The sequence below is a fragment of the Pseudomonas syringae KCTC 12500 genome (genome assembly GCF_000507185.2).
Classification (GTDB): Bacteria; Pseudomonadota; Gammaproteobacteria; order Pseudomonadales; family Pseudomonadaceae; genus Aquipseudomonas; species Aquipseudomonas syringae.
In genome coordinates, this window is record NZ_AYTM02000002.1 from 3,634,498 (window position 1) to 3,647,083 (window position 12,586).

Here is a 12,586-nt window from a genome sequence, read left to right on the forward strand (position 1 = left end):
GTCTGCGACCTGTTGGAGCCTGTAATGCGTAAAGATAAGAAGCAGTTGATTGGCGATGAGATCGGCGATGAGCAGATCAAACTGTTCCTCTACTTCGAGCCGTATGATGCTACCTCGCCGTCGCTGCACAAGCTGATCAAGGCCTACCGTGGGCTGCGCATCAACGATTTCGAACGCTTTCTGGTGTTCTTCAAGGAAGCGGGCCATGACTTTGATGGCAAGGACGAGCATGGCAACGACTTCATCGCCCTGATCAAGGATCAGCGCAATGCTGATGAATACATCGAACTGATCGAGAAAGCCCGTACGTAATTGCCGTTTGACTGTCGTGCCAATGCTCCGCATTGCCAGAGCTGGACGCAGAGCGTCCGGAACGGCATTCCCACGCGGAGCTCTCAGTCGTTATGCACACGTCCTAGAGCGCCCGGAATAACGGGCTTCCGAGCTTCTGCCCAGAGGGCGTGGGAGCGAACTTGTTCGCGAAGACGGTGTTTTAGTCGATGCATTTCCGGCGATTATACGACCCCCTTCGCGAACAAGTTCGCTCCCACGGCCTTCGGCCAGAATCAAAAACAGACTTGCGTATAACACTGAGCGCAAAGCGTGAGGACGAACGCTGCAGTTATTTGCGCGCCTGATACGCCTTGCCGTAATGCCGCTCCAGTCGTGACTGCAACAGCTCCAGCCCGATCGACATGATCCAGTACAGCACCGCTGCGGTGGTCAGCATTTCGATGTATCGATAGCTGGAGCGGCCGTAAGACTGGGCCAGAAACATTACTTCCCAGACGCCCATCACTGAAATCAGTGAAGAATCCTTGAGCATGGAGATGAACTGGTTGGTGGTCGGCGGAATGATCGTGCGCATGGCCTGGGGCAGGGTGACGCGCCAGAAGATCTGCGCCGGGCGCAATGCCAGGGCCAGTGCGGCTTCACGTTGTCCTGCAGAGACGCCGATGATGCCTGCACGGAAAATCTCGCTCAGGTACGCCCCGTAGTTGAGCGACAGCGCGATCACTCCCGCCGTGATGGCTCCGGGCACGATGCCGAGTTGTGGCAGACCGAGATAGATCAGCAGGATCTGAATCAACAATGGCGTGCCGCGAAAGAACGAGGCGTAAAAGCTGGCGATGCCGAACGCCACCGCGCTGCTGGAAAGCCGCGCGAGTGCCGTGACAAAGCCGAGTGCGACCGAAACCACGATCGAGCACACCGACACGAATAATGTCAGCGCCGCGCCCTGCAGAAAGCCGTTGGGGGCCAGATGCAGCCCGATCAGGTTCGGCAGCTTGTCGAGGATGATCGATAGCTTCAGGTCGAAGCTCAGGAAGAAGCCGGCGAACAGGACGAACATGACCAGCCAGGTCAGGTAAAGCCGTGTACGGAAGCCGAAAACTCGCTTGAGCAGGCTCTGTTCGGCCTGCTCGGGTGGGCGCTGGGGCTGAAAGGAAGTCATTTGCTGATGTCAGCACCGATCCACTTTTGCGACAGCTTGCTCAGGGTGCCGTCGCTCTTGAGTTCGGCAAAGACTTGGCGAACCTTGGCGTCCCATTCCGGATCGTCTTTTTCGATGGCTACGGAGTTGGGTTCTTCATACAGCGGCTCACCTGCCAGTTTGAAGCGCTTGTCCTGATCCAGGCGCGGTTTTGCGGTCACCAGATTGGTAAGTATCGCGTCCAGCCGCTTGCCGGCACCCAGCCCGAGGTCTTGAAAGGCCACGTTGTCGTTGTCGTACGGAGCGATCTGCACGTCTTCGAACGGGTACTGCAGTGGCTTGTCTTCGGCGCCATCGATAACCAGATTCTTGTTCAGGTAGCTTTCGTAGCTGGAGGCGCTGGTCAGGCCGACCTTTTTGCCGCTCAGGTCCTTGGCCGAATGGATACGATCATCCGTGGCGTTGACCACGATCACCGCAGGCGAGGCGTAATACTCGACCGGGAAGTTGAACACTTCGGAACGCGCCTTGCTCGGCGTCATCGAGCAGACGCAGATGTCATAACGGCCGCTCCAGTGGCCCGCGGCGATCACGTCCCAGGAGGGCGTCTCGAGGCGCAGTTTGACGCCCAGCTTTTGCGCCACGGCCTTGGCGACGTCGACATCGAAGCCGTCCAGTTCATTCTTGTCATTCAGGAAAGAGAAGGGCGGGTAACTTTCCATCAGAACGTTGACCAGCTCTTTGTTTTTCTGCACGCGATCCAGCGTGGCGCCGGCCAGAACTTGCGTGGAGGCTGCCAGAGTGACCAGGCCGATGCCCAGCAGAGCGCGATAGTTCACAGATATCCCCTGAAAAAGTGTTTGTAGTTTGATGAAAGGGCCGTATTAAATACGTTATACAAGACTGACTCATAATGAGTTTTTTTCATATACATATAAGCAGATCACATATGAAGCAAGGCACAACTGTAATTCTCGATGGCGGCATGGGCCGTGAGCTGCAGCGTCGCGGAGCCCCGTTTCGCCAGCCTGAATGGTCGGCGCTGGCATTGAGTGAAGCGCCCGAAGCGGTGAGTGCGGTGCACGCCGCTTATATCGAAAGTGGTGCTCAGGTCATTACCAGTAACAGCTACGCCGTCGTGCCGTTTCATATTGGCGAAGAGCGTTTTGCCCGCGAAGGTCAGGCATTGGCAGCACTGGCCGGGCAACTGGCGCGCGAGTCGGCCGATGCGTCTGGCGGACGCGCCCTGGTGGCCGGCTCCATTCCGCCACTGTTCGGTTCCTATCGCCCTGACCTGTATCAGCCGCAACTGGCTGCCGACGTTCTGAAACCACTGGTTGCCGGGCTGTCGCCGTATGTCGACCTGTGGCTGGCCGAAACCCAGAGCTGCATTCTCGAAGCGCAGACCATCCGCGCCGGGCTGCCCAATGACGGTAAACCGTTCTGGCTGTCGTTCACTCTGCAGGATGAGGACACTGACGAGGTCCCGCGTCTGCGCTCAGGCGAGCCGGTCGCCGACGCCGCCAGGGCTGCCGCAGCAATGGGCGTCGCCACGCTGCTGTTTAACTGCAGCCAGCCAGAGGTGATCGGTGGCGCAATCGATGCGGCGCATGAGGTGTTCACGTCGCTGAACGTCGACATTGCCATCGGCGCGTACGCCAACGCCTTCCCGCCGCAACCCAAGGACGCCACCGCCAACGACGGCCTGGACGAGCTGCGCGAAGACCTTGACCCGCAGGGCTATCAGCAGTGGGCGGCAGATTGGGTCAATCGCGGCGCCACGCACATCGGTGGCTGCTGCGGGATTGGCCCGGAGCACATTGCCGTACTGTCCAGAAGCCTCTGACCGGCGCCTGAAATAAACGCAATAAAAAGCCCCGTGGCTATTAAAGGCTCACGGGGCTTTTTGTTACAGCACACCAGCAGTTTGGTCAGGCGAAGCTGTGTTCCTGGCTGCTTTTCTCGACCAGTTCCAGCGCCTCGTCGTTCTGCGCGCTGATGCGCTCATAGAGCGGCGCATCGGTTTCGAGGATCTTCTCCCGGGCCGGGAAAATCTCTTCGAGCTTGGTCGCCCATTCCGTGCGGGTTTTCTCCGGGAAGCAGCGCTCGAGCAGTTCAAGCATGATCGACACAGTCACCGAAGCGCCGGGCGAAGCGCCGAGCAGTGCGGCCAGCGAGCCATCCTGTGCAGACACCAGTTCGGTGCCGAATTGCAGCACGCCGCCTTTTTTCGCGTCCTTCTTGATGATCTGCACGCGCTGGCCGGCGATTTCGAGGCGCCAGTCTTCGGCTTTCGCTTCCGGATAGAAGCGGCGCAGCGATTCCAGGCGTTGCTCCATCGATTGCATCACTTCGCTGACCAGGTACTTGGTCAGGTCCATGTTGTCGCGCGCCACCGCCAGCATCGGTTTGATGTTGGCTACGCGGACCGACAGCGGCAGGTCGAGGTACGAGCCGTGTTTCAGGAACTTGGTGGTGAAACCGGCATAAGGTCCGAACAGCAGGGACTTCTTGCCATCGACCACGCGGGTATCCAGATGCGGGACGGACATTGGCGGCGAGCCCACGGCTGCCTGGCTGTAGACCTTGGCCTGGTGGTGTTTGACCACTTCCGGGTTGTCGCAACGCAGCCACTGGCCGCTGACCGGGAAGCCGCCAAAGCCCTTGCTTTCTTCAATGCCCGACAACTGCAGCAGCGGCAACGCTGCGCCACCGGCACCGAGGAACACGAACTTGGCATCTATCTCACGCGTGCCGCCGCCATTCACGTCCTTGACGCTGACGGTCCAGCCAGCACCGTTGCGGGTCAGGTTGGTCACCCGGCTGCGGTACTTGATCTGCGTCCCTGGAGCGCTGGTCAGGTGGCCGAGCAGTTGGTTGGTCAGCGCGCCAAAGTTGACGTCGGTGCCGTTCATCATCCGCGTTGCAGCAATTTTTTCGTCCGCAGGCCGACCAGGCATCATCAATGGCATCCACTCGGCCAGCGTTGCCTTGTCCTCGGTGTATTCCATCGAAGAGAAGGCGTGATGCTTGCTCATGGCTTCAAAACGGGTCTTGAGGAACGAGACGCCTTTTTCGCCCTGCACGAAGCTCAGGTGTGGAACCGGGTTGATGAATGATCGGGCTGAACCAAAGGTGCCCTTGCGTGCCAGGTAGGCCCAGAACTGTTTCGAGACTTCGAACTGGGTGTTGATGTGCACCGCTTTCTTGATGTCGATTGAGCCATCAGCCGCAGGCGGCGTGTAGTTCAGCTCGCACAGACCGGCGTGGCCGGTACCGGCGTTGTTCCACGGGTTGGAACTCTCCGCAGCACCGGAATCCATCAGCTCAACGACTTCCAGCGTGATGCCGGGGTCGAGCTCTTTTAGCAATACCGCCAGAGTGGCACTCATGATGCCCGCTCCGACCAGTACTACATCAACTGCTTCGTTATGCGCCATTAACGCGTCTCCAAAATCTGCAGCACCAAATTGACGGCATACGATCCTGAGGCTGGTTGCCAGGTATTCGTGGGCTGGATCAAATGTCTACCCTCGTTTGCCTGGCCAGGATCGCCTCACCGATTCTTCGCAATTTTTCGCATCCAAAGCGCAGGTCCCGGTCAGGCCCGGTCATGGTTCATCAATACTTCATGAACGCATTTCCAGGCCTGCGAGGCCATTCGACCATCGTCAGGGAGCCCCGTGTGCAACGGGCGCCTGTCGATGGCGTCAGGCTCCGGTCATGGAGGCGCAGTCGCGGTCAGTCCTGTTCAAGAGAGCCGGTTCAGACGCTGATGGTGCATGTACAAACGCGTACCTATTCATTTGCTCGCCACACTCTTGTGAAGTAGTGAAACCCGTTTTTCACGTCCTTTTGGGAACGCGAACCAAACCTCGAAATGGCTGCGATGACAGCGCTGGCAGGTCAGGCACATAAAGAGTGAGGCGCTGGCCGGCGAGAAAGGTTCGATACGATTCGAGCATTCTTCACCTTTCATCGAGCACACTCGTGCGCAAATGACCTGTGTGGGCGGCTCTCTGTGGGCATTACGAAGGCGCTAATACGGCGATTAGCAGTGCTGCGAGGCCCGATCAGGAGACGTCCTTATAATCGGGGGGAGATTATAGCGATGAAATGGCAGGAATTGATCGCTTTAAATGACTTTTATTCGCTCTCCGGTCAGGCGATGAGCAACTGGCCGCGCGTTGAGCGTTCGCTACGCTGCGTCATGCGTGCGCTGGCGGGCAGTGGCTGATTCAGCCAGCTGAGCCGTTGCTCGGTCACTTCAACCCATTCCACACCGGTAGGACGTTGTGCGCAGTGTTTGAACGCACGGCAGACGCCCGCCTGATCGATACGCGCGTAGTGGCGATGCTGGGGACGTGCAGTGAACAGAGACCGGAACAGATTCATGGCGCAGCTCCTGTGACGTGAATGAGCGTCTGTGCGATGGAGGCGAGTCTGCCGTGTGGATGTGACGCCCTGATTACACCGTGCCGGATGAATCTTGCCCTGCGTTGCGGCGTGAACCCCGATGCGTGGCAAATGTCCGAGGCTTAACGGTCAGTGGCCTCTGGTTAGCGGCTGTGACAGGCCGCTATACTGCGGCACATTCAGTGTCTGGCCCATGGAGAAATGAGCATGCTGCGTCGCATTTTGTTCGGTTTGCTTGCTGTAAGCAGTTTGACCCTGGTGGGCTGTGCCCACAGCCCACAACAACTCAGCCCTACGCCCAAGCTCAATGCGCAGTTGGCGGCGGTAGGGCGTGGTCAGCCTGTGGTGGTGCGTGTCGTCGACGGCCGTCCTGGGCCGACGCTGGGCACGCGCGGTGGCATGTACCCGGAAACCAGCGCAATCAGCGTCACCGGTGCCGACATCGTTCCCAAGCTTCAGGCTCAGGCTGAAGCCGCCGTACGCCTGCTGGGCTTTACACCGACCCAGGGCGGCAGCGCTCCGCAGTTGACCGTGACCCTGGCAGACCTGAAGTACCAGTCGCCGAAGGAAGGTCTGTACGTGACTGAAGCCACCATCAGCTCGACGTTCCGCGCTGACGTGCGCAATAACGGCCGCACCTACAGTGGCCGTTACGCCGCATCGTTGGACCAGCGTTTCGGTATGGCGCCGAATCAGGAAACCAACACCAAGCTGGTGAGCGATGTGTTGAGCGATGCACTGACCCGCGTCTTCCAGGACCCGACCATCGGTTCGACCCTGTCGCAGTAAGCATGCGATAAAAAAAGCCCGGCCCCTGTTGAAGGGGCCGGGCTTTTTGCTGTTCAGGGTTTGGTATCAGGCTGCCTGTTGGTAAAAGTCGAGGAAACTCAAACCCGTGTCCTGATCCAGATCCGGCAGATCATGATGAACATGCCCGCCCAGTGCGCAGTAGACCAGCCAGTGGCGGTCCTGAACATTGAAGGCCAGGCCATCGATCAACTCCTGCTGCTCATCGCTTGGGGCAATGAGATAAAGGCGATCCTGATTTTTTGCATGCAGCATGACAAGCTCCAAAGAGAGGGAAGTCCGTTTCTCGAGGAGCCACACAATGCAGGTGAAGTATGACGCTGGGGTGACAGCGGCAGAGAATTGTCGTGCAGGATATTTCGGGGGGGCATGACCACGCGTAGCCTGGGCATGATACGTGCTCGCCCGCATACCTGTCGTTTCTCACGCTCCAGCGTGGAAATGCCTTGGGTGACGCTATGCGTCAGGGCGCGTTGACGCGCTCCAGACTGGACACAGAACGTCCAGAAGTGCGTACCCACGCGTAGCATGGGCACGATAGGCGTTCCAGGTCTTAAAGCGCCAGCCCTGCCTTGACGCGGTACTGGTTGCGCACTGGAGTCGCGTATTGCTGAATCATGTAAGGGCGGTGCTCGATCGGCGTGCCTGCCAGGCGGCTTTCCCACTCTTCCCTGGCGCGCTCGAGTTCATCGGCCGGAAACAGCGCTTCAGCCTTCGGCACTTCAAGCGCCGGATCGGCGTCGCTCCACTGCGCGTACGCCAGGTAATGCACCGGGAACAGCCGATAGCCGCCGAGAATTTGCCGATCCATCTCGATGGCCAGTTGCTTGGTGTCCTCGAAATGCTCGGTGATCGGCGGTGCGAAGTTCACATGCACACGGCCTTTATAGCCGGTGATCCCCAGGGCAATGCTCACGTCGTCTTCGCCCGGCGTCTTGGTGTAGGCGCCGGTTGTCGCACGAATGTACAGCTCGCGGGCCTTGGCGCTGTCGCACGGATCATACTCATAGCTGATCGACACCGGGATCAGGTTCAGCGAACGAATCACGTCGCCAAATGGCTCATCCTTGCGGCTCATGTGGAACATCTTGAGGATCGCCGACTCGGTACGGTCGTCACCGTCCTTGGCGCGGCCTTCGGCCTGAGCGATCCAGATCGACTGGCAGTCTTGGGTGATCGAGTGATTGATGTACGCCGACAGCAATTGATAAGCCGCCATTTTCTCGCGCCGCCCGGTGATCGAGCGGTGCACGATGAAGCTTTTGTTCAGGCGCATCAGGTCGCTGACGAATGGCTTTTGCAGCAGGTTGTCGCCAATCGCGATGCGCGGAGTAGGCAGGCCTGCGTGGTACACGGCGTAGTTGACGAACGCCGGGTCCATGACGATATCGCGATGGTTGGCCAGAAACAGGTAGGCACAACCGGACTTCAGCTGTTCGACGCCGGTGTAGGTGACCCCGTCCGTGGCGCGTTCGATGGTGTGGTCGACGTAATATTCGACTTTGTCCTGCAGCGTGGCCACCGAGTCGATACCTGCAAACTCGCGGCGCAGCTTGCGCGCCAGTGTTGGCTGCAGCAGCCAGCCGAATGCGCCCGCCAGGCGTGGAAAGCGGAATCGGGTCAGAATGGCGAGAAAGGCTTTGTCGCTCAGCAGACGTGCCAAGACGGCGGGGACTTCTGCATCGTTGTAAGGTCGGATGGCATCAAATTCGCCCATCATGCTCTCTTGTTTGAATCGAATAGGGTAAAAAGAAGACGGATTTGTTAAAACTGCCTTCTGAAGAATGGGTCAATTATACGCATAACTGATCCCGGAGACCGTGATGCAGGAATTACAGAGTTACGACTGCCCTTATTGCGGCGAACCTGTCGAAGCCGTACTGGACCTTTCCGGCGGCGATCAACAGTACATTGAAGACTGTCCGGTCTGTTGCCGCCCGATCGTTTTCGACCTGCAGACCGACGGCGAAGACTGGAATCTGGACGTTCGCAGCGAGAACGAGTGATGCAGAAGATCTACGAGCCCGAGAACCTGATGGAGGCCGAGTTGCTGCTGGCAATGCTTGCCAGCGAAGGCATCAACGCGCATCTGGCCGGTCGCGATCTGCTCGGGGCGATGGGCGAGCTACCGGGGCTGGGGCTTCTGGCACTCAAGGTCGAAGATGCGCAGGTCGCCCGCGCACGAGCGTTGATCACTGCGTACAATAGCGCTTCGCCCCTGTCTGGCGATGAGCCGGACGACTTCCCCGATGTACTGGTGTGCTGAGCACCTTCAAACGAGTCTGATTAGCCCCCATGTGTGGACGCTACGCCCTGTTTCGCTGGACCCCTGCCTTTGCCGCCTTGCCCGGTTTTCCTGCCGATCAGCAGGCGCAATGGAATATTTCGCCAGCCGACTGGGTGTTGATCATGCGTGCCGCCGAAAATGCTGACGGTATCGAACTGGTGCGCGCGCGCTGGGGCCTGACCCCGGCCTGGCTCACCGACCTGTCGAAAACGCCTGCCCACGCCCGCGCCGAAACCGTGGCCGAGCAGCCGATGTTTCGCGATGCCTTCACCCATCGCCGCTGTCTGCTCCCCGCCAACGGCTTTTACGAATGGCGTGGCACGGTGCGCAAGCGTCCTTTCTGGCTGACGCCAGGGGAGGGCGCCGCACTGTTTTTCGCCGCGATCTGGGAAGCCTATCCGGTGCAGGGGCATACCTACCTGAGCGTCGCGGTGGTCACCCAGGCGGCTGCGACCCAGCGTCGGCCGTTGATTCTGGATGCCAAGGGTCAGAAAGACTGGCTGGCCGCCGACACGCCGCTGCCGACCCTGCAAGCGTTGCTGGCTGCCCCGCAGACGGCGCTGCGCGAACGGCCTTTGGCCAATCTGGTTAATGATCCGAAGCTGAATGCCCCCGAGTGCCTCACGCCGCTAAGTTAGTAGGGCAAGGCAAAAAACACCGAATCGGACAAATCCGATATCCGCGTTGAAGTACATCTGATACAAACTGGACACACCTGCGGGAACCATCCACCCCTGTCAAAGACCAAGATGCCAGTTGGCCGGTATCTGGCGCAGAGGTCTGCCCCGGGACTGACCGTTTCATACACAAGGAGATACACCATGCGTCCTTCATTTGCCTTCTGTGCCTTGAGCGCTGCGTTGCTGCTCGGCGGGTGTCAGGCAGTCAATACCACGAGTGGCGACTCGGTCGGTGTGGAGCGCAAACAGTACATGTTCAGCATGCTCTCCACGGATGAAGTCAACAAAATGTACGCCCAGTCCTACCAGCAGACCGTTGGCGAGGCGACCAGCAAAGGGGTGCTGGACACCACCAGCGCCAATGCCAAGCGGGTTCATGCAATCGCCGATCGACTGATTGCCCAGGCGCCCAAATTACGGCCTGATTCGGCGCAGTGGCAGTGGGAAGTCAACCTGATCAAGAGCGACGAGCTGAACGCCAACTGTGGTCCTGGTGGCAAGATCATTGTCTACAGTGGCCTGATCGATACCCTCAAACTGACCGACGATGAAATCGCGGCGGTCATGGGCCACGAGATCGCCCATGCCCTGCGCGAGCACGGGCGTGAAGCGATGTCCAAGGCATACGGTGTTTCAATGGCCAAGCAGGGCGCAGGTGCCTTGCTGGGATTGGGACAGGACAGCCTGGCGTTGGCAGATACCGTGGTCAACTATAGCCTGACGCTGCCCAACAGCCGCAGTAACGAGAACGAAGCCGATCTGCTCGGTCTCGAACTGGCCGCGCGCGCCGGTTACAACCCGAATGCGGCGATCACCCTGTGGCAGAAGATGACCCAGAACTCCGGTGGTTCGCAGCCTGAGTTCATGAGCACTCACCCGGCCTCGGAAAGTCGCATCGCTTCGTTGCAGGCTGCGATACCGAAAGTCATGCCGCTGTACCAGAAAGCCGCTAAATCCTGAGTGGATGAGTCGCCCGTAGCGTTGCGAGGGTTTTCGCAACGCTACGGGCCAGCATCACACCCAGCCGCTGACTTGCATTGCCTTGTAAACCGCCACCAGCGCCAGCACGAAGAACGCGCAGGCAGCCAGTCGGCGGATCAGGGTCAGCGGCAGCTTCTCGGCGGCGAAATTGCCCGCCAGCACCACCGGCACATTGGCCAGCAGCATGCCCACCGTGGTGCCCAGAATGACCAGCCACAGATAGGAATACTGCGCCGCCAGCATCACCGTGGCGATCTGCGTCTTGTCACCGATTTCAGCGATGAAGAACGTGATCAGCGTGGTCATGAACGGGCCAAACTTGCGTGCCGTGCTGGCTTCGTCGTCGTCCATCTTGTCCGGAACCAGTGTCCACAGCGCCGTGGCGGTAAAGCTGGCGGCGAGGATCCAGTGCAGCACTGGGTCTGACAGATAACTGCTGAACCAGGCACCTACAGCGCCGGCTGCCGCATGGTTGGCGAGGGTTGCGGCAACGATGCCGGCAATGATCGGCCATGGCTTGCGAAAGCGCGCGGCGAGAACGAGCGCGAGTAACTGCGTCTTGTCACCGATTTCGGCGAGCGCAACCACTGCGGTAGGGACTAAGAATGATTCCAGCATCAGGTTTCCTAAGGGGCGGGTCAACACGGCTATGACACGTACAACCTCCCCGCCCCGGGTAAGGTGTTCGTGTCATAGGTCTTGTCAAACCACCGATCCGTCTGAGCGGATTCCGGGTCGCACGTACCATGGTCTGAGGACCAAGTATGTTGATACGTGCCGGACGAGCATGGCGCTCGTGGGAGACTACTCCCCTAGGACGGAGCGGATTCTGCCTCCGCGAAAACGTTTCGGCAAGTGCTTATTTCAGGGGCGTTTGGCGCTGTAGATTTTGAAACCGTTGCCCTGCGCCCTGACTTCGCACTGGCCGACGTGCTCTTCGATCAGCGGCTGATAACGCAGGAAGTTATTCGCCACCAGGCGCAGTTCGCCGCCTGATTTGAGATGTTGGCGTGCTTTTCTCAGCAAGTTTTCCGTTGCCATGTAATCGGTATGAACGCCGACATGGAACGGTGGATTGCTCAGAATCGTGTTCAACCCCATCGGCGCTGCGTCGATGCCGTCACCGGTCAGCACTTGGGCTTGCAGGCCATTGGCGGCCAGGGTCAGGCGTGAACTGGCGGTGGCGAAGGCATCGACATCGAGCATGATGACTTCGTTGTGCGGGTAACGACGCTTGATCGCCGCGCCCAGCACCCCGGCGCCGCAACCGAAGTCGAGCAGGTTGCCGCTGGGCAGCTTGTCGATGTTTTCCAGCAACAGGGCTGAGCCACGGTCGAGGCGGCCATGGCTGAAAACGCCGGGCAGGCTGACGACGGTGAGCGGTCCGTCCTGCAATTCGATCTGGTAGGGCTTGGCGAGGCTTTCCAGGCTGACGGCTTGCGGTGCGTGCTCGACGGTGACCTGCCACAGCTGGCAGTGGCGAGCGCTGTCCAGCTTGCGCGCGCGGCCGAAAGGGCTCAGTTGCCTGGCAGCCGCTTCGATGCCGCCGCGTTTCTCGCCGACCAGAAACAGCTCGCGTCCGGCCAGTCGCGAGGCCAGTGCATTGAGCAGGTAGTCGGTCAGGTCACGCGCCTTGGGCAGGAACAGCACAGCGGCTTCGAAGTCAGTCTGTGGCGCTTCGACACCGAAATCCACGCGCCCTTCAAAACGTGCGTCCAGAGCCGCCTGATCACCGGCGTGCCAGCACCATCCACGGGCATCCGGCAGTTTTCCGAGCAGGTCATCGGCGGGCAGCCCGACCAACAACAGCGAGCCCTGAAACAGCTCAGCCTGACGGAGTAACACTTCACTGCGCGGGTCCATGGAATGGCTCCTGAAAAAGCGCGCAGTCTAACAGGATATGGGCCAAGAGGACGCGGAGCGTCCGGAACGGCATGCGCCGCGGAGCGCCGCACGATAGTTGCGATCGTTCCGCATGCC

General features: G+C 59.5%; 15 protein-coding genes and 1 riboswitch. Of the genes, 7 read left to right on the plus strand and 8 right to left on the minus strand.

All coding sequences use genetic code 11. The annotated features are described in order from the left end of the window. Positions 1-24 precede the first annotated feature (24 nt). Complete coding sequence (locus tag V476_RS16540; protein WP_024959478.1) at positions 25-312, plus strand: PA4642 family protein; 288 nt, start codon at positions 25-27, stop codon at positions 310-312. A 310-nt stretch (positions 313-622) separates the two neighbouring features. Here the strand turns inward: V476_RS16540 and V476_RS16545 are convergent, their stop codons facing one another. Then, entirely contained in the window at positions 623-1,456 is an 834-nt protein-coding gene (locus V476_RS16545) for an amino acid ABC transporter permease (protein WP_003318211.1), read from the minus strand. Beyond that, complete coding sequence (locus V476_RS16550) at positions 1,453-2,274, minus strand: ABC transporter substrate-binding protein (protein ID WP_003318210.1); 822 nt, start codon at positions 2,272-2,274, stop codon at positions 1,453-1,455. The genes V476_RS16545 and V476_RS16550 overlap by 4 nt, the downstream gene beginning before the upstream one ends. A 110-nt stretch (positions 2,275-2,384) precedes the next feature. Between V476_RS16550 and V476_RS16555 the strand changes: the two genes are divergently transcribed. Further along, positions 2,385-3,281: a homocysteine S-methyltransferase family protein gene (locus tag V476_RS16555; RefSeq protein ID WP_024959479.1), complete on the plus strand. Its 897-nt coding sequence runs from the start codon at positions 2,385-2,387 to the stop codon at positions 3,279-3,281. A gap of 85 nt (positions 3,282-3,366) precedes the next feature. Here V476_RS16555 and mqo read toward each other — a convergent pair whose 3' ends face one another. Both mqo and V476_RS16565 read right to left on the minus strand, forming a co-directional pair. Then, the gene (mqo, locus tag V476_RS16560) at positions 3,367-4,875 is read right to left on the minus strand and encodes a malate dehydrogenase (quinone) (RefSeq protein WP_003346135.1); all 1,509 of its coding nucleotides are present in this window, start codon (positions 4,873-4,875) and stop codon (positions 3,367-3,369) included. Between the two features lie 721 nt (positions 4,876-5,596). Next, positions 5,597-5,830 (minus strand): hypothetical protein, encoded by a 234-nt coding sequence (locus V476_RS16565; protein WP_024692284.1) that lies wholly within the window; start codon positions 5,828-5,830, stop codon positions 5,597-5,599. A 228-nt stretch (positions 5,831-6,058) separates the two neighbouring features. Here V476_RS16565 and V476_RS16570 point away from each other — a divergent pair, with 228 nt between their 5' ends. Then, positions 6,059-6,640, plus strand: coding sequence for a YajG family lipoprotein (locus tag V476_RS16570; protein WP_003346137.1), 582 nt, complete (start codon positions 6,059-6,061; stop codon positions 6,638-6,640). Between the two features lie 66 nt (positions 6,641-6,706). Here V476_RS16570 and V476_RS16575 read toward each other — a convergent pair whose 3' ends face one another. Both V476_RS16575 and V476_RS16580 read right to left on the minus strand, forming a co-directional pair. Then, positions 6,707-6,913, minus strand: coding sequence for a hypothetical protein (locus V476_RS16575; RefSeq protein ID WP_003346138.1), 207 nt, complete (start codon positions 6,911-6,913; stop codon positions 6,707-6,709). 298 nt (positions 6,914-7,211) lie between these two features. After that, the gene (locus V476_RS16580; RefSeq protein WP_003421706.1) at positions 7,212-8,378 is read right to left on the minus strand and encodes a 1-acyl-sn-glycerol-3-phosphate acyltransferase; all 1,167 of its coding nucleotides are present in this window, start codon (positions 8,376-8,378) and stop codon (positions 7,212-7,214) included. Between the two features lie 103 nt (positions 8,379-8,481). Between V476_RS16580 and V476_RS16585 the strand changes: the two genes are divergently transcribed. From V476_RS16585 to V476_RS16600, 4 genes are all read left to right on the plus strand, one after another. After that, positions 8,482-8,664 carry a CPXCG motif-containing cysteine-rich protein gene (locus V476_RS16585; RefSeq protein WP_003318204.1) on the plus strand — a complete coding sequence of 61 codons (183 nt, stop codon included), beginning with the start codon at positions 8,482-8,484 and terminating at the stop codon, positions 8,662-8,664. Further along, on the plus strand, positions 8,664-8,924 hold the full coding sequence (locus V476_RS16590) for a putative signal transducing protein (RefSeq protein WP_003318203.1): 261 nt from the start codon (positions 8,664-8,666) through the stop codon (positions 8,922-8,924). Before V476_RS16585 ends, V476_RS16590 begins: the two co-directional genes overlap by 1 nt. Before the next feature lie 29 nt (positions 8,925-8,953). Then, on the plus strand, positions 8,954-9,583 hold the full coding sequence (locus V476_RS16595) for an SOS response-associated peptidase (RefSeq protein WP_003365552.1): 630 nt from the start codon (positions 8,954-8,956) through the stop codon (positions 9,581-9,583). 183 nt (positions 9,584-9,766) lie between these two features. Continuing rightward, positions 9,767-10,585, plus strand: a complete 819-nt coding sequence (locus V476_RS16600; RefSeq protein WP_003346150.1) for a M48 family metallopeptidase — start codon at positions 9,767-9,769, stop codon at positions 10,583-10,585. A 54-nt stretch (positions 10,586-10,639) separates the two neighbouring features. On the opposite strand, the gene V476_RS16605 is transcribed toward V476_RS16600, so the two are convergent. Together V476_RS16605 and V476_RS16610 are read right to left on the minus strand one after the other, a co-directional pair. Continuing rightward, complete coding sequence (locus V476_RS16605) at positions 10,640-11,224, minus strand: TMEM165/GDT1 family protein (RefSeq protein ID WP_024959480.1); 585 nt, start codon at positions 11,222-11,224, stop codon at positions 10,640-10,642. A 69-nt stretch (positions 11,225-11,293) separates the two neighbouring features. Continuing rightward, positions 11,294-11,432: riboswitch (yybP-ykoY riboswitch) on the minus strand. 38 nt (positions 11,433-11,470) lie between these two features. Continuing rightward, on the minus strand, positions 11,471-12,469 hold the full coding sequence (locus V476_RS16610) for a methyltransferase (RefSeq protein ID WP_024959481.1): 999 nt from the start codon (positions 12,467-12,469) through the stop codon (positions 11,471-11,473). Positions 12,470-12,586 lie beyond the last annotated feature (117 nt).

What these genes read in the sequence shown, in the direction of transcription:
- V476_RS16555 (WP_024959479.1), top strand. Translation starts at nt 2,385, where the DNA reads ATGAAGCAAGGCACAACTGTAATTCTCGATGGCGGCATGGGCCGTGAG.
- V476_RS16570 (WP_003346137.1), top strand. Translation starts at nt 6,059, where the DNA reads ATGCTGCGTCGCATTTTGTTCGGTTTGCTTGCTGTAAGCAGTTTGACC.
- V476_RS16610 (WP_024959481.1), bottom strand. Translation starts at nt 12,469, where the DNA reads ATGGACCCGCGCAGTGAAGTGTTACTCCGTCAGGCTGAGCTGTTTCAG.
- V476_RS16575 (WP_003346138.1), bottom strand. Translation starts at nt 6,913, where the DNA reads ATGCTGCATGCAAAAAATCAGGATCGCCTTTATCTCATTGCCCCAAGC.
- V476_RS16600 (WP_003346150.1), top strand. Translation starts at nt 9,767, where the DNA reads ATGCGTCCTTCATTTGCCTTCTGTGCCTTGAGCGCTGCGTTGCTGCTC.
- V476_RS16605 (WP_024959480.1), bottom strand. Translation starts at nt 11,224, where the DNA reads ATGCTGGAATCATTCTTAGTCCCTACCGCAGTGGTTGCGCTCGCCGAA.
- mqo (WP_003346135.1), bottom strand. Translation starts at nt 4,875, where the DNA reads ATGGCGCATAACGAAGCAGTTGATGTAGTACTGGTCGGAGCGGGCATC.
- V476_RS16595 (WP_003365552.1), top strand. Translation starts at nt 8,954, where the DNA reads ATGTGTGGACGCTACGCCCTGTTTCGCTGGACCCCTGCCTTTGCCGCC.
- V476_RS16585 (WP_003318204.1), top strand. Translation starts at nt 8,482, where the DNA reads ATGCAGGAATTACAGAGTTACGACTGCCCTTATTGCGGCGAACCTGTC.
- V476_RS16540 (WP_024959478.1), top strand. Translation starts at nt 25, where the DNA reads ATGCGTAAAGATAAGAAGCAGTTGATTGGCGATGAGATCGGCGATGAG.
- V476_RS16580 (WP_003421706.1), bottom strand. Translation starts at nt 8,378, where the DNA reads ATGATGGGCGAATTTGATGCCATCCGACCTTACAACGATGCAGAAGTC.
- V476_RS16545 (WP_003318211.1), bottom strand. Translation starts at nt 1,456, where the DNA reads ATGACTTCCTTTCAGCCCCAGCGCCCACCCGAGCAGGCCGAACAGAGC.
- V476_RS16590 (WP_003318203.1), top strand. Translation starts at nt 8,664, where the DNA reads ATGCAGAAGATCTACGAGCCCGAGAACCTGATGGAGGCCGAGTTGCTG.
- V476_RS16565 (WP_024692284.1), bottom strand. Translation starts at nt 5,830, where the DNA reads ATGAATCTGTTCCGGTCTCTGTTCACTGCACGTCCCCAGCATCGCCAC.